17 protein-coding genes are annotated in these 15,961 nt (G+C 39.1%); 3 read left to right on the forward strand and 14 right to left on the reverse strand.

Annotated elements, in window-relative coordinates; all coding sequences use genetic code 11:
- Positions 1-138: 138 nt before the first annotated feature.
- The 11 genes from CMT41_RS14045 to rpoE all read right to left on the reverse strand — a co-directional run bounded on the left by CMT41_RS14045 (position 139) and on the right by rpoE (position 9,626).
- On the reverse strand, positions 139-384 hold the full coding sequence (locus CMT41_RS14045) for a hypothetical protein (RefSeq protein ID WP_057181913.1): 246 nt from the start codon (positions 382-384) through the stop codon (positions 139-141).
- Positions 385-517: 133 nt separating this feature from the next.
- Complete coding sequence (pdxJ, locus tag CMT41_RS14050) at positions 518-1,258, reverse strand: pyridoxine 5'-phosphate synthase (RefSeq protein ID WP_058027626.1); 741 nt, start codon at positions 1,256-1,258, stop codon at positions 518-520.
- A 54-nt stretch (positions 1,259-1,312) separates the two neighbouring features.
- On the reverse strand, positions 1,313-2,017 hold the full coding sequence (gene recO / locus CMT41_RS14055; RefSeq protein WP_058027627.1) for a DNA repair protein RecO: 705 nt from the start codon (positions 2,015-2,017) through the stop codon (positions 1,313-1,315).
- Between the two features lie 14 nt (positions 2,018-2,031).
- Positions 2,032-2,949, reverse strand: coding sequence for a GTPase Era (gene era / locus CMT41_RS14060; protein WP_058027628.1), 918 nt, complete (start codon positions 2,947-2,949; stop codon positions 2,032-2,034).
- 18 nt (positions 2,950-2,967) lie between these two features.
- Positions 2,968-3,732 carry a ribonuclease III gene (gene rnc, locus CMT41_RS14065; RefSeq protein ID WP_057181921.1) on the reverse strand — a complete coding sequence of 255 codons (765 nt, stop codon included), beginning with the start codon at positions 3,730-3,732 and terminating at the stop codon, positions 2,968-2,970.
- Between the two features lie 38 nt (positions 3,733-3,770).
- A complete protein-coding gene (lepB, locus tag CMT41_RS14070) occupies positions 3,771-4,703 on the reverse strand; it encodes a signal peptidase I (RefSeq protein ID WP_058027629.1) in 933 nt (310 codons plus the stop codon).
- Positions 4,704-4,793: 90 nt separating this feature from the next.
- The gene (gene lepA / locus CMT41_RS14075; protein WP_057181924.1) at positions 4,794-6,584 is read right to left on the reverse strand and encodes a translation elongation factor 4; all 1,791 of its coding nucleotides are present in this window, start codon (positions 6,582-6,584) and stop codon (positions 4,794-4,796) included.
- A 120-nt stretch (positions 6,585-6,704) separates the two neighbouring features.
- On the reverse strand, positions 6,705-7,184 hold the full coding sequence (locus tag CMT41_RS14080) for a SoxR reducing system RseC family protein (RefSeq protein WP_057181926.1): 480 nt from the start codon (positions 7,182-7,184) through the stop codon (positions 6,705-6,707).
- Positions 7,181-8,191 carry a MucB/RseB C-terminal domain-containing protein gene (locus CMT41_RS14085; RefSeq protein ID WP_058027630.1) on the reverse strand — a complete coding sequence of 337 codons (1,011 nt, stop codon included), beginning with the start codon at positions 8,189-8,191 and terminating at the stop codon, positions 7,181-7,183. The genes CMT41_RS14080 and CMT41_RS14085 overlap by 4 nt, the downstream gene beginning before the upstream one ends.
- Positions 8,192-8,247: 56 nt before the next feature.
- Entirely contained in the window at positions 8,248-8,952 is a 705-nt protein-coding gene (locus CMT41_RS14090; RefSeq protein WP_058027631.1) for a sigma-E factor negative regulatory protein, read from the reverse strand.
- 47 nt (positions 8,953-8,999) lie between these two features.
- Positions 9,000-9,626, reverse strand: coding sequence for an RNA polymerase sigma factor RpoE (gene rpoE / locus CMT41_RS14095; protein WP_197410288.1), 627 nt, complete (start codon positions 9,624-9,626; stop codon positions 9,000-9,002).
- Positions 9,627-9,862: 236 nt separating this feature from the next.
- On the opposite strand from rpoE, the gene nadB reads away from it, so the two are divergent.
- Complete coding sequence (gene nadB, locus CMT41_RS14100; RefSeq protein WP_057181932.1) at positions 9,863-11,470, forward strand: L-aspartate oxidase; 1,608 nt, start codon at positions 9,863-9,865, stop codon at positions 11,468-11,470.
- A gap of 12 nt (positions 11,471-11,482) precedes the next feature.
- Here the strand turns inward: nadB and CMT41_RS14105 are convergent, their stop codons facing one another.
- Both CMT41_RS14105 and CMT41_RS14110 read right to left on the reverse strand, forming a co-directional pair.
- Positions 11,483-11,773 carry a hypothetical protein gene (locus tag CMT41_RS14105; protein ID WP_057181934.1) on the reverse strand — a complete coding sequence of 97 codons (291 nt, stop codon included), beginning with the start codon at positions 11,771-11,773 and terminating at the stop codon, positions 11,483-11,485.
- A gap of 142 nt (positions 11,774-11,915) precedes the next feature.
- Positions 11,916-12,221, reverse strand: coding sequence for an FAD assembly factor SdhE (locus tag CMT41_RS14110; protein WP_197410289.1), 306 nt, complete (start codon positions 12,219-12,221; stop codon positions 11,916-11,918).
- A 186-nt stretch (positions 12,222-12,407) separates the two neighbouring features.
- Between CMT41_RS14110 and ygfZ the strand changes: the two genes are divergently transcribed.
- Together ygfZ and CMT41_RS14120 are read left to right on the forward strand one after the other, a co-directional pair.
- On the forward strand, positions 12,408-13,385 hold the full coding sequence (gene ygfZ / locus CMT41_RS14115) for a tRNA-modifying protein YgfZ (RefSeq protein ID WP_057181936.1): 978 nt from the start codon (positions 12,408-12,410) through the stop codon (positions 13,383-13,385).
- A gap of 291 nt (positions 13,386-13,676) precedes the next feature.
- On the forward strand, positions 13,677-14,165 hold the full coding sequence (locus CMT41_RS14120; protein ID WP_057181938.1) for an FKBP-type peptidyl-prolyl cis-trans isomerase: 489 nt from the start codon (positions 13,677-13,679) through the stop codon (positions 14,163-14,165).
- A 94-nt stretch (positions 14,166-14,259) separates the two neighbouring features.
- Here CMT41_RS14120 and recA read toward each other — a convergent pair whose 3' ends face one another.
- Positions 14,260-15,327 carry a recombinase RecA gene (gene recA / locus CMT41_RS14125; RefSeq protein WP_058027632.1) on the reverse strand — a complete coding sequence of 356 codons (1,068 nt, stop codon included), beginning with the start codon at positions 15,325-15,327 and terminating at the stop codon, positions 14,260-14,262.
- Positions 15,328-15,961 lie beyond the last annotated feature (634 nt).

Below are 15,961 nucleotides of genomic sequence, written 5' to 3' on the forward strand. Positions count from 1 at the left end.
TTTTTAGCTCATTAAAAAACAACAATATTTGTTGCTTTTTTAGGGGGTGACTTGATTGTTACTACTTAGCTCTTATTGCTTAGCCTCTTGCTAGCGAGGTTATTGCTAACTGGATAATCGGCAATGGCTAACGGATCACTAGCGGATAGCGATTTTTGGTGAGGTATCTATATCTCCATCTTCTGAAATAACCGCAACGCCACCATTGCACTGCATTACCGCTAAGCTATGACCCTCATCATTACGAACAAAGGTAATTTCATAGCCAAATTTTCCTAAACTACTCGCAGAGAATTTTTGCGCTAAGGATAATTTATTCCACCAAACTGACTGCTCTGGAGCTTCCTTTCTACGCTCAAGCATTGGTTTCATCTGTGTTTGCATCACTTATCCTCACTTATTTTCATGTTGAATCCCTTCCCGCACTCTATCCATTAAAGTGTAGCTTATAATTTCAACAAACAAAATAAATGACAAAAATATACCTCACTGCAACCCTTGCAAATAAGTAACTAACCTAACGAATCGGTGCCCTAGCCTCCAGCATAAGTTGCTTCATATCACGTACCGCTTTATCTAAGCCATCGATAACTGCACGAGCAATAATGGCATGGCCAATATTTAGTTCAATAATTTCTTTAATGGCAGCAATAGGCTTAACATTAAAATAATTCAAGCCATGACCCGCATTTACTTTTAAGCCTAAGCTATGTGCATACTTAATACCTGCCGTTAAACGTTCAAGTTCTATCTGCTGCTCATCTGGTGAGGTGAGATCAGCATAGTGCCCCGTATGAATCTCTATATAAGGAGCTTTACTAGCAACAGCAGCATCAATTTGTGCTTTATCGGCATCGATAAATAAGCTGACCATTATGCCAGCTGCAGATAACTGTGCCGTTGCCTTAGTAACTTTATCTAATTGCCCAACAACATCTAAGCCGCCTTCGGTGGTAAGCTCTGCACGCTTTTCTGGTACTAAGCAACAAAATGCTGGCTGAACTTCACAGGCAATAGCAATCATTTCATCAGTAACAGCCATTTCGAAGTTCATCCGGGTATCTAAGGTCTGCTTTAAGACATGAATATCTCTGTCTTGAATATGGCGCCTATCTTCACGTAAATGGACAGTAATACCATCTGCTCCCGCATGTTCTGCCACACTAGCGGCATAAACAGGATCAGGATAACTAGTACCGCGAGCCTGTCTTAATGTGGCGATATGGTCAACGTTTACACCTAATAATAATTCAGTCATTTTATTCTCTTTTTGTTTTTTTTGATATTTTCTGACGATATAAATAGCTAAAATTTATTTTTTGTTAGCAAAAAGTTTTCGGCTATTTAATGGTTTATTGCCAAGTAACTGGTTAATAACCTGCCGCATTAACAACTTAAAGGTATAGCTAACCTCTGCTGGTACACTGGTATTACATAATGCGTCGCGCTGAGCAATTGCTTGTAAATGGATTTTATCAAAGCATTGAGCACTTTGTTTAGGCATAGCTCCATAGACAGGGACAAAACCTTGCTCGTCGATATAATGAAAGTGACTAACATCGTGCTCAAATACAGGGCTAAAGTCAAATGATAGCCCTAACTCTTCCAGCAGCGCCAGTTCAAATAAGCGTAATGGTGGTGCGATGGCTTCTTCTTGAGATAGGGCGGTCAAAGTAGCTTGATATTGACAGAATAGCTGCGGACAAGCTATGTGCTCTGTTAACAGACGAATCAACAATTCGTTAAGATAAAAAGAACTAAACAGGCTATGTTTTATCAGCGAAAATGATTTGGCAATGGCATCAATTTGGGTGATTAGCTTAACGTTACCTTGACCTTTCAATGTCAATCTTAGCGGTAAAAAAGGCTGAATTAAGCCTTTTTTTATCGAACGCTTAGATTGGCCAACGTAGACCAATGCCGTCACTTTACCATCTTGCTCAGTTAATAAATCAACTAACAGCTGATTTTCACGATATGGTCGACTATGTAAAACAAATGCTTTTTGTTCAATCATCTACCACATTCCAATTAACCCGTGTAATCATCACCATAACCTAAGCTGCGTAATGCTCGTTCATCATCTGCCCATCCAGATTTTACTTTCACCCAAGTCTCAAGATATACCTTACTATCAAATAAACTTTCCATATCACGTCTAGCTTCCTGACCTATGGTTTTCAAGCGTTCACCTTTATTACCAATGACCATACGTTTTTGGGTCTCACGTTCAACTAAGATCAACGCGTTTATATGGATAATTCCTTTCTGATCCACCTTAAATTGCTCTATCTCTACCGTAATAGAATATGGCAATTCATCACCGGTAAAACGGATAAGTTTTTCACGAATGATTTCAGAAGCCATAAAACGGCTAGATCGATCGGTGATGTGATCTGCTGGGAACCAAAAATCACTTTTACCTAACGAGGTTAAACATAATTGGCGAATGGTATCAACACCCTGTCCCTTACTTGCAGAGATAGGCACAATATCCCTAAATTCGTGCATCGCTCCTAGCTTCTTCAGATGAGGTAATAAATCATCTTTGTCCGCGATGTTATCAATTTTATTAACAACCAATATACAAGGAGAACCACTTTGTTTGACTTTAGTTAGTACCAGTTCATCGTCTTGAGTCCAATGCGTTCCTTCAACTAGGAATACTATTAATTCAACTTCTGCAATGGTACTACTAGCTGCACGGTTCATTAACCTATTGATGGCACGTTTTTCTTCGGTATGTAAACCTGGGGTATCTACTAATATTGCTTGCCTATTTTCTTCAGTCAATATGCCTAAAATACGATGACGAGTCGTTTGTGGTTTTTTAGAAGTAATACTGATTTTTTGCCCTAACATGGCATTTAATAATGTTGATTTACCAACATTGGGGCGACCGACAATAGCAATTAAGCCTGCGTAGGTAGCTGAGGTATCGTTGTGCATAATTTATTTTTCTCGTGCTTATTTTTTTACTGGGTTACTTTTAGTATGTCGGATATTTGCTAATTTGGCTTGTTTTAATGTGCTATTTTTTACCTCGTTAGCTTGTTCAATCAATGCAAGTATTTGCTGAGCAGCGGCTTGCTCTGCTTTTCTACGGCTAGTTCCTTTGGCGACAACCTCTTCGCTGATCACTGACGTTTGACAACGAACGGTAAACTCTTGGTTATGGGACTGTCCTGTAGTATCAATTACATCATAACTGGGTAATGGAATTTTTCTACCTTGTAGAAATTCTTGCAAGCGCGTTTTAGGATCTTTTTGTTCATTACCAGGTTTAATTACCGCCAAGCGACTATCAAACCAACTTAATATAAGTGTTTTACAGCGATCGATAGTAGAATCAAGGTAAACAGCACCAATGATGGCTTCTATGGCATCCTCTAAAATAGACTCACGACGATGTCCGCCACTTTTCAACTCTCCTGGACCGAGTATTAGGTATTCGCCCAAATTAAATTCTCGAGCCACTTCAGCTAAAGTGACGCCCCTTACTAAACTAGAGCGCATCCGAGTTAAGTCACCCTCGTCCTGCTTGGGGAATTTATCAAAAAGTGCCTCTGCAATAACAAAGCCTAAGATAGAGTCCCCAAGGAACTCCAGTCTTTCATTATGAGGTCCTTTGGCGCTACGGTGAGTAAGTGCTTGCACCAACAATGTCGATTCATTAAATTCATAACCAAGCTTTTTGGCTAATCGAGCAAGATTACGAGGATTAATTTTCACGATATAACTCTATATGCCAGGTAAAAAAAATAGCCATGTTAAATGATAGCGCCTATGCGTTCAAAACGAATACCGGTAGGCAACCATTGCGGTAAAAAGCTGTCTTCGCTGCGATCAAAATCAAAACTCATCCAAATAGCAACAGCCTCACCGACAAGGTTTTCTTCAGGGACAAAGCCCCAAAAACGTCCATCTAAGGAATTATCACGGTTATCACCCATGACAAAGTAATGCTTCGCCGGCACTAAAAACTCATCCGCTGCGGTCCCTGGCTGCTGGAAGTAATGGCTAACTCGGGCTAAGGTCTGACTGTCATTTAATACCTGGTGACTTTTATTCAACATTTTCGCGGTAAATTCATTCATGCCAAACTCAGCATCTGGCCCGTCATATTTACCAATAAAAGTTTGCTCTATTTGTTCAAATTCAGGGCACTTGGCATCAGTTTCTTGACAGGCGCGCTTAATATAAAGTAATTTATTTCGGAAAATAATACGATCACCTGGTAAACCAATCACTCGCTTAATATAGTCAACCCTAGGGTCTTGTGGATATTTAAACACCACAACGTCACCATGTTCAGGAAGACCGTTTTCAATAAACTTATGTCTTAACACCGGATCTTTCAAGCCATAATTGAATTTATTCACTAGAATAAAATCACCATCAAGTAAGGTTGGCATCATTGAGCCAGAGGGTATTTGAAATGGTTCGTATATAAAAGAGCGTAAAATTAAAACAAAGGCTATTACCGGAAAAATTTGTATCGCTGTATCAACTAAGGGTGATGGCTCTGTTAAGGTAGCTAATGCCTGAGGAGTTAACTCAGCAGCGGATATTTCTTTTGCTGAAACCTCAGCGGCAGCAGCTTTGAGCTTACGCTGTGGCGCTAAGTAAAACTTATCAGCAAACCAAACGACTCCTGTTAACCCAGTAATTATCACTAAAATAATCGAAAAATAAACGGCCATACTATTCCTATTTTAAAATGCTATTATGCAAAAATTAGCGGCAACAATGCTCTACTATCACTAATTTTAATTGTGGCGTAACGGCTTGAACTAACTATCGAGCTTAAGCACGGCTAAAAACGCTTCTTGTGGTACTTCAACATTACCCACTTGCTTCATGCGTTTTTTACCATCCTTTTGCTTTTGCAAAAGCTTTTTCTTACGACTAATATCACCACCGTAACATTTAGCCGTAACATTTTTACGTAACTGTTTAACAGTTGTTCTCGCAATAACGTTATTGCCAATAGCCGCTTGAATAGCAATATCAAACTGCTGACGATGAATCAACTCTTTGAGTTTATCTACTAATAAACGTCCACGTGCGGCTGAATGAGTTCTATGGGTGATCATAGCTAAAGCATCTACTCTGTCACCATTGATCATCACATCCACTCGCACCATATCGGCAGTCTGAAATCTAATAAAATGATAATCTAGTGATGCATAACCACGACTGGTAGATTTGAGTTTGTCAAAAAAGTCCATCACCACTTCAGCCATCGGTAATTCATAAGTAACTGCCACTTGATTACCATGATAAATAATATCTTTTTGTACACCACGTTTTTGAATACAAAGCTTAATCACATTGCCTAGATACTCTTGTGGTACTAATATATTTGCTTGAACAATAGGCTCTCGAATTTCATCAATATTATTAACTGCAGGTAAGTCGGAAGGGTTATCAATAGATAACAAGTCACCATTAGTACAGACAATTTCATAATTTACCGTTGGCGCTGTGGTAATTAAATCAAGATCATATTCACGAGCAAGACGCTCTTGAACGATTTCCATGTGCAACATGCCAAGAAAACCGATACGAAAACCAAAACCTAAGGCGGATGAGTTTTCTGGTTCAAAAAATAAAGAGGCATCGTTAAGGCTTAATTTATTCAGTGCATCTCTAAAGTTTTCATAATCTTCTGAGCTTATTGGAAATATGCCTGCGTAAACTTGTGGCTGAGCTTTAGCAAAACCTTTTAATGGCTTAGACGCTTCTTTTTTACTGATAGTGATAGTATCGCCCACTGGCGCACCGTGAATTTCTTTGATGCCGGCAATAATAAAGCCAACTTCACCTGTTCTTAAAATGCCCGTTTCTTTTTGTTTAGGGGTGAAAATTCCGATTTTATCGATTTGGTGAACTTGCCCAGTAGACATCACCAACATTTTATCGCCTTTTTTAACTTCACCATTCATTATCCGAACCAGTGAAACAACACCTTGGTAATTATCAAACCATGAGTCTACAATCAAAGCTTGTAATGGTGCATCTCTATCACCTTTTGGTGGTGGGATATTTTTAACGATAGTTTCTAATACATCTACAATGCCCAAACCTGTTTTAGCCGAGCAAGTTACGGCATCCGTAGCATCAATACCTATGATATGTTCTATTTCTTCAGCAACACGTTCTGGTTCGGCTTGCGGTAAATCAATTTTATTTAAAATTGGAATAACTTCTAAATCCATTTCAATGGCGGTATAGCAGTTAGCAACGGTTTGTGCTTCCACACCTTGCCCTGCGTCTACCACCAATAAAGCGCCTTCACATGAAGCCAAAGAACGTGAGACTTCATAGGAGAAATCGACATGGCCAGGGGTATCAATAAAGTTTAGTTGGTAAGTTTCACCATCTTTTGCTTTATAGTCTAAGGTAACACTTTGTGCTTTAATGGTAATACCACGCTCTTTTTCTATATCCATAGAATCAAGCACTTGCGCTTCCATTTCTCGGTCTTCTAAACCACCGCAATGTTGTATTAGACGGTCAGCAAGAGTTGATTTACCGTGATCAATGTGGGCAATAATTGAGAAATTTCGAATGTTTTTCATAAAAGGCAGTCAAATAAAAAGCGTTAAAATAATATAATGGCGTGATTTTAACGAATTAACTGCCTTGGGGCTATCTTTTGTTCAGATATCTTTTGTTTCAAGCCGTAACAGACTAAGACTTTATTTACCTTGGCTTGGCGAAGGAACAACTTCAATGATCTTAGGCTGTAAGTTTTCACTATTTTTGCCTTGTTTTTGCTTAAACTTAGCCAGCCTATAACCCAAGTAGCCTCCTATTAAACCCAAACCTAGTGCAATTAACTCATGGGCTAATATTTGCTGGTTAACCAGCCATTGTCCGACGGCGGAAAACGTAATCAAGCCAAATAAAGGTAGTAAATAGACTTGACCGGCGCTCGATAATACATGTTTTTCCGGCAAAGTTAATACGACACTATCACCCAGCTTTAGGGTTTGACCAATAACATTACGATCATAGGGTAACGTTAGGGTAAGCTTGGCTTGTGGCAGTGCTTTAGCGATTTGGCCACTGCCACAGCTATCAACTTGTGCACAACCACTGCATGCTGATTTTATTTGACTGGTAACGGTAACTTGCCCAGCTTCAATAGCAACGACATTGGCGAGCTCTTTAATCATCTTTCTGCTCCCTTTATCCCACGTTGAGTATTATTGCTTACCTTCATTTTTGTTACAGCAACAATAGATTCGGCAATTTTTTTGGCGGTAGCTAGAGGAATAGCTCCAACCACGCCAACCTCAATGCCTTGAATTATCTGATTAAAGATTATTGTTGCGCCATCACTTGCATATTCAGGCGCTCTAAACTTTTCATGACTAAGGCTAACATAGACAGATATTTCAACTAAGCCATCTGAAAACAACATAAACTCAACGGCTTTATCATCACCCTGATGATAGTTATTTAGCTGATGTTGGTTAGATTTTATCACAGAAAAACCTTGCGGTAACCAATCAACTTGCCAAGACAGACTTTTGTTTTGTTGTTGATTATTTAACTTAATAACACCTGGCAATTCAGATGATTGCAATTGCACTAAGTTTTCCGATAACTGCTCACTAACTTCAAGGTGGGTAAATTGAATTTGCTCTAGTAACAGCCCTTGACGGGTAAATATCGCCATTTTTAACAGCAGACCGGTCTGCTGATCAAGCCAAAGCCAATAACTATAACGGTACTTATCTTTTGCGACAATACGTACCAGCTGCGCAACTCGGCCCAACACTCGACTGCGGCCGACAGAAATAAAACGATAGCTATCTTCAATCGCACTAATATCACCGCGAAAAATTGTCGGGATAGGGCTGTTAACATCATTAGAAATAATTGAATAAGGTTCTTGTTCGGGTTCGATATAGCTAACAATAGCCCCTTGGCGCAATATATCACGGCGAGGGCCATTAAGGCGGGAAAAAATCTCTAACTCTTGACTATCTTCGGCAATGCCATGCAACCAATGATAGGGCTCGGCATGATTATTTTTAACGACAACAAAAGAGGTAGTAAAATTTAGCTGACGTAATGATTTTGATAGTTGCTCTAACCAAAGCTTGGCTGACTCTGTATCAGCTATAGCTGATACATTAACGCTTAACAGCAATAACAAAAGTGCCGAAAATTTCATAGGTTCTCAAAGAGGTTGGCTGAAAGTTTAATTATCAACTAATTCAACCAATCAAGCTATTTTATATTGCTGCCTAATTTCACTTGTTGGTTATGATCTTTTAACAGCGCGTGTAACCGACGCTGTTGTGCCGCTCTTTCGCCAGCTAACTGCTCATTCAGTACTTTTTTGTTTTGCTGGCTTGACTCACCTTGAGGTGATTGCATGGTAAAGCTTACTGGGTTGGCATAACCAGTTAAAGGCATGGTTTGCACCACCTGGCTTGGTGTTACTGGAATTGAGTTTTCTGCAACATTATTTTGCACACCAACAATCATTAAAGCGGCTGCCGAAGCTGCAATAGCAACCTGCCCCATGGGTTTAACAAAACTGGATATTTTGGCTTTAAAACGCATGCTGGCATCGATAACAGTGTTGGTATTTTGCACCGTTTCACTTACTGGTAAAAGCACATTGTCGGCAGACGAAGAGTCATCACTTTTCGCATCTTGCTGTACAAAAGCTTGTGTAGATGAGTTAGGTGATAATATCGTCGCCTCGAGAGCAATAGCAGCTGAAATTGTTTTGCTTAAGTCGAGTTGCAGTGATTGAGGTACCTCATCACGTAATACATCACCGATTAAGTGATAGGTTTGCCAAGTACTTGATAAGTGTTCATCCTTGAGCATATTATCAACTAAGTTTGCACTGACACTATCGTCTGTTGATGGCGAGTAGTTATCCACTAATGAAGATATTGACTCTGATTTAAATTCACTCATACCTTTACCTTAAAAACACTTAGTTAAATTTTTCGTTCACAAATGACTTAGTTACTTTTTTGTAACAAGGGTCTAATTTTCTTGTCTATGGCATCACGTGCTCTAAATATACGTGAACGCACGGTGCCTACTGGACACTCCATTATCGTCGCAATTTCTTCATAGCTTAAACCTTCAATTTCGCGAAAATTAATCGCTAACCTTAAATCTTCAGGTAATGACGCCATGGTACTAAAGATAATGGTCTTAATTTCCGCGGTAAGTAAGATCTTTTCAGGAGAGGCATTCTCTCGTAAAGCACCACCAGCATCATAAAGCTCCGCATCATCGATTTCTACATCGTTACTTGGCGGTTTACGAGCAAGCGCCACACTGTGGTTTTTTGCACAATTAACCGCAATACGATATAGCCAAGTATAAAAAGCACTTTCACCTCTAAAATTCGGTAATGCTCTATAGGCTTTAATAAAAGCCTCTTGTACTATATCGGGTACATCGCTATGATTTTTAACATAGCGACTCACTAAATTGGCAACTTTGTGCTGATATTTAGTTACCAACAGGTTAAACGCATTTTTATCGCCACGCTGAACCCGCTCAACTAATTGTTGATCTATATTTAGTTCGCTCTTTTGAGCCATATCCTTTAACACTGACAATTGATTTGTACTCATATTTTCCATTGGCTCGTAACAAACGCATAAAATAAGACTTATGTTTTTATAAAAAGTTCTTTTTATTTTTGATCTTTTTTAACAATGTGCATTATTGGTTTATCGAGCAATGATATTATTAATGCCAGAAGGTATTTAAACGCTATTATCTGGCGGCTTATATCTATGTATTATAGAATACCTCAAATTTCTTAACTTATATATTCGCTTTAACAGCAGAATTTAACCAATACCGCATGACCCAACAAAATAATTGTGATGTTTTAATCATCGGCAGTGGCGCCGCAGGTTTAACTTTAGCGCTACATCTAGCTAAAAATGCCGATGTGGTAATTTTAAGTAAAGGGCCCTTAAATGAAGGCTCTACTTTTTATGCTCAAGGTGGTATTGCCGCGGTATTTGATGAAAATGATAGTGTTACTGCTCATATTGAAGATACTTTAATTGCCGGTGCCGGTCTATGTGACGAAGAAATCGTCCGCTTTACCATTGAAAATGCTAAATCTTGTCTAGAGTGGCTAATAAGCCAAGGTGTCGCCTTTGATAAAGAGCCAGGAAATAATGGCGCAGACCGCTATCATTTAACCCGCGAAGGTGGTCATAGCCATCGCAGGATTTTACATGCGGCTGATGCTACTGGGCAAGCAATTCAACTTACTTTAGCCGAGCAAGTTAAGCAACATTCTCGTATACGTATATTTGAACGTTTTAATGCCATAGACCTTATTTGTCAGCCTAGCTCCACGGGTAATCAAGCAAAACAATGTATTGGTGCTTATATATGGAATAGAAATACTGAAAAAGTAGAAAGTATTTATGCACAAAAAACTATTTTGGCTACTGGTGGCGCCAGTAAAGTTTACCAATACACCTCGAATCCTGATGTAGCCAGTGGTGATGGTATTGCGATGGCATGGCGTGCTGGCTGTCGCGTTGCCAATATGGAGTTTAATCAATTTCATCCAACCTGTTTATTTCATCCTTCAGCGGGTACTTTTTTATTAACAGAAGCACTGCGCGGCGAAGGCGCCAAGCTAAGACGCCCTGATGGCAGTCGTTTTATGCCCGACTTTGACGAGCGTGCCGAATTAGCACCGCGTGATATTGTCGCTCGGGCTATTGATTATGAAATGAAACGTTTAGGTGCTGATTGTATGTACCTTGATATTAGTCACAAATCCAGTGAATTTATCAAACAGCACTTCCCTACTATTTATGAAAAAACCATGTCTTTGGGCATTGATATCACTAAACAACCTATTCCTATCGTACCTGCCGCGCATTATACCTGTGGCGGAGTGATGGTGAATAAACAAGGTAAAACTGATATTAGCCAACTTTATGCCATTGGTGAAATGTCATATACCGGCCTGCACGGTGCCAATCGTTTAGCCAGTAATTCACTGCTCGAATGCCTGGTCTTTGCCCGCGCTGCAGCTGTCGAGATTAGTGCAACGTTAAGACAAGATAATCGCTATTTAACCCTACCGCCATGGGATGAAAGCCGCGTAACCGACTCGGATGAAGAAGTTGTTATTCAACATAATTGGCACGAATTAAGATTATTTATGTGGGATTATGTCGGCATTGTCCGGACAACAAAACGCCTTGAACGAGCATTGCATCGAGTAGAGTTATTACAACAAGAAATTGAAGATTATTACCAGAACTTTAAAGTAAGTAATAATTTACTGGAATTAAGAAACTTAGTGCAAGTAGCTGAGCTCATCATAAAGTGTGCCATGGAGCGAAAAGAAAGTAGAGGCTTGCATTACACCTTAGATTACCCCGATATGTTACCTACCGCTCAACCAACAATCCTTTCACCCGTTAATCTAAGCTAATAATATGCGTCTTTAGGTGACGTCACCGAGTTGCTTTATTACCCGAGCAAGACGAGAAAAGTCTTGCTTAGAAAAGCTATCCCTATATATAAATAACTGTTTAGGGATGTTATTGGCGGCATTACTGCGTGGCGTGAGTATCGGCTCACTTGGTACCATAACTAACCAACAGCCGATAAAGCTTACTCTACTTGCTGCTAATAGTTGATAACTTGTCGGACTGCCAGCTAGATAAAAGCCGCCAGTTGCCGTTAAGGTAAAAGAACGGCTTATGGCGCTAGCATTGTTAATGGATAAAAACACACTAAGACCTATTAGACTTACTAGGGCCAAGCATTGAGCTAAAAGATAATAAAAGCTAGTACTAACAAGGATAGTTAAGCATATTAACACGACTACAAAGCTATATAATGCTAGCTTATAGCGAGAGTTTCGAACATTAATATTATAGTTTGACGCGTTTGAGTATAAATTGCACCATAGCGTTGAGTTCTGTGTCTTCACAATGTTCATGCCCCATAAACCATGCAAATAATTCTGGGTCTTGGCAAGTGAGTAAACGTTCAAAGGTGAACTGCTCTTTTATTGATAAGTCATCATAGGCTTCATCAACAAAAGGAATAAACAATACATCTAATTCTAACATTCCGCGACGACATGCCCACTTTAGCTTAGCCTTATTAACTTTTAACACACTAGTAGAGTTTTCATCATGTGTCACTGTATTGCTTGAAACGTCATTACCAGACATAAATACCCTTAATTGATTATCACACGGGCATTGTAGCAATAACTCACCGAGCACAGCTATTAAAAACACTAATTTTAACTAATATAAATCCAAGATCTAGTTGTTTTTAGCAATTTCGTCCCTATTCTATAGTTAACCTTTAATCGTCCAGCAAAGCTAGTCCCACGCTTTTTCATAGAGTTCATTATGACAATAACAACCAATACACAATTACCTGCTTTAACTCAGTTGCCAAGTACCTATCTTATTGAGCTTAACAATTTTGGCGCCATTTCTTTATCTGGTGAAGAGCAAAGTAAATATTTGCAAGGACAAGTAACCTGTGATGTTAATAACAGCACAGAGCAAAGCTTACTTGTCGGTGCTCACTGTGATGCTAAGGGAAAAGTTTTTTCTGTTTTCAGATTAATTAACCGCTCAGCTGCTCACTTATTATTACAACCTAAAACCAGTATTGACAGCTCACTTAACGCGTTGAAAAAATTTGCTGTTTTCGCTAAGGTCACTATTGAAGAAGTTAAAGACTTAACGTTTATCGCCTTAGTGGGTGAACAAGCCAGTGTTTTATTACAGCGTGAATTCTCTCAAGTACCTGATACTTTAAACCCAGTGGTACAAATTAACTCAACCAGCTTAGTTTATATCTCAGGTGAACAGCCTCGCTATATCATCATAGATGATCCAGCCGCTATTACCTCACTAGTTACATCCTTGGCACTACCGATGTTTTCACAAAAGGTATGGGATTTATTAGAAATAACCCAAGGGTTTCCTATATTAACCGCCAGCACTAGCGGCCATTACGTGCCCCAGATGCTTAACTTACAAGCCATTAATGGTATTAGTTTCACCAAAGGCTGTTACTTAGGGCAAGAAACGGTCGCTAGAATGCAATATTTAGGTAAAAACAAACGCGCACTATTTTCTCTGCATAGCCAACTTGAGCAGGACCTACAAGAGGATGACGTAATACAAAAGCAATTAGGCGAGAACTGGCGAAAAGCCGGCGATATTCTAGCCTATTATCAAGCCGATGATGGCAACTGTTACCTACAAGCGATTTTAGCTAATGATGCTGACCAACCTACCATGCGTATCGCTGCACAAGTTGCCAGCGTAGTAACAAAGCAAGCATTACCATATACCCTCGATACTTCAAAATAAGAGTTTCAGAAATCCTGAGTGATTCATGATTAAGGCGCATCTTTTTATTCAGGGTTACTCCCTTAAAAATAGATGCAACGATGAGCATGAACCTCTCAGGAATTCCCGCAGGGCTGGTTTAGATACGCATTATGCTACGTTCTTGATTTCGACAATGGAATAACCATTATCGTCAATCAACGCCTTGCCTAAAGACGTATCTAATTCCAGCTGAACCCTTCACTTTGAGGCAACAAGGGTATACACCCTTGCCCCTGTATAAGCACAATACTTGAATGATTAGGATAAAAAATGAAAATTGCAAAACATAATGTTGTTGTTATGCATTATGCCGTATCTGACGGCGAAGGTACTTTAATCGATAGTTCATACGATGATAAGCCGATGGCTATTATTCAAGGTACTGGCTATTTAATTGCTGGCTTAGATGATGCCCTTATTGATCACCAAGCGGGTGATCAATTCGAAGTGGCGCTATCTTGTCAACAAGCTTACGGTGAACGTAATGATAATTATGTGCAAAAGATACCTAGAGCAGATCTAGCTGGTGTTGAAGATCTCAGCCTAGGCACACAATTACGTGCTGCAACAGACGATGGTGAACAAACGGTTATTGTTATTGATGTACAAGATGATGAAATTACCGTTGATGGCAACCACCCGCTGGCAGGCTTAGACTTAAGCTTTGATGTTGAAATTATTGAAGTACGTGCAGCGACTGCTGACGAACTTGAACATGGCCATGTTCATGGTGAAGGGGGTTGTGGTCACAACCACTAGTCCATTTTATACTGGCATAAAAAAAGGTAACCTTAGCTCTAAGGTTACCTTTTTTTTGATTTATCTTTAGCCGTTACTTAGCCAATAAAGATAATTATTCAGCGACATCAGCCACTTTTTCTACTGCTTCTGCTTTGTCTACGGCTTTGTCTACTGCTTTATCTTCTTCTGCCGTTTTGTTTAAAAGCATATCACGTAACTTAGTATCTACATCCTTGGCCATATCAGGATGTTCTTCTAAGTATTTAGCGGCATTCGCTTTACCTTGGCCAATACGTTCGCCATTACAGCTATACCAAGCACCGGCTTTTTCAACAAAACCATGTTTAACGCCCAACTCAATTAATTCACCTAAACTATTGATGCCTTTACCATAAATAATTTGAAATTCAGCTTGTTTAAATGGTGGTGCTATTTTATTTTTAACTACTTTTACGCGTGTTTCATTACCAATGATTTCATCACCATTTTTAACCGCGCCGATACGACGAATATCTAAACGAATAGAAGCATAAAACTTTAACGCATTACCACCAGTAGTTGTTTCTGGCGAGCCAAACATTACGCCGATTTTCATGCGAATTTGGTTAATGAAAATTAACATGGTGTTTGATGTTTTAAGATTACCGGTTAATTTACGCATCGCTTGACTCATCATTCGAGCTTGAAGTCCCATATGAGAATCACCCATATCACCTTCAATTTCAGCTTTAGGTGTTAACGCGGCCACAGAATCAACGACAATCACATCAATAGCACCAGAGCGAGCTAGCATATCAACAATCTCTAAAGCTTGTTCACCGGTATCGGGCTGAGAAATAAGTAATTGATCAATATCTACCCCTAACTTTTTGGCATAGATAGGATCAAGTGCATGTTCAGCATCTATAAAAGCACAGGTTCGCCCCTCTCGTTGGGCTGAGGCAATAACCTCAAGAGTTAACGTAGTTTTACCACTTGACTCTGGACCATAAATTTCAACCACCCGACCTAACGGTAAACCACCAGCGCCTAAGGCAATATCCAAACCTAAAGAACCGGTAGAAATAGTTTCTATGTCCATAGTGGTATTATCACCAAGCTTCATAATTGACCCTTTACCGAATTGTCTCTCGATTTGGCTTAAGGCAGCAGATAATGCTTTTTCTTTATCGTCTTTCATAGTTGCTCCGCGATTATATCGCTATTTCATCTTCATGGTTTCAATTTAATAACGCAAGTATACTGTATGGTCGTACAGTATCAAGCTTTTAAATTTTTATTTTTTTACTGGAAATAAATTAAAGCATAGATACTTTTAAGCTCCTGATATAATTATACTTTTAAATAGAATGTAACTTTTTATTTTTTTATTTAAAAAAGTTACTATTTAATTATCTATGGTTATTTATCTACTATTTAAATTTTTATTTTTCCTGGCAATATTATCAAGTTTAGCCATCAGGGCATAAAGTAACCTGAACTCTGCGTTAAAATGTCGATAAATAGCCCGCTATTAATAAACGCCTTGCCTTGATAATCGAATACATTGAGCCATTGATTGGCTATATAGTGATTTCAATTGCTGGTTAAATTTATCATCGAATGTAACCCGTCGATTTTACTTAAATATCAACCAGATATTATCCTGAGTTCAGGTTAAGGTTAAGGTTAAGGTTAAGGTTAAGGAATGACGCTATCAACTTATTCAACATCAATCGTAGATGAGTATTAAACAATATTTTTTACTGGCTCAAAGGCACGTTTTGAGGGTGAGTTAGATGGTGATATTGCCAAAAAACGCTGCCTTAGCAGTT

Source organism: Colwellia sp. MT41 (genome assembly GCF_001444365.1).
In the GTDB taxonomy this organism is placed as follows: Bacteria; Pseudomonadota; Gammaproteobacteria; order Enterobacterales; family Alteromonadaceae; genus Colwellia; species Colwellia marinimaniae.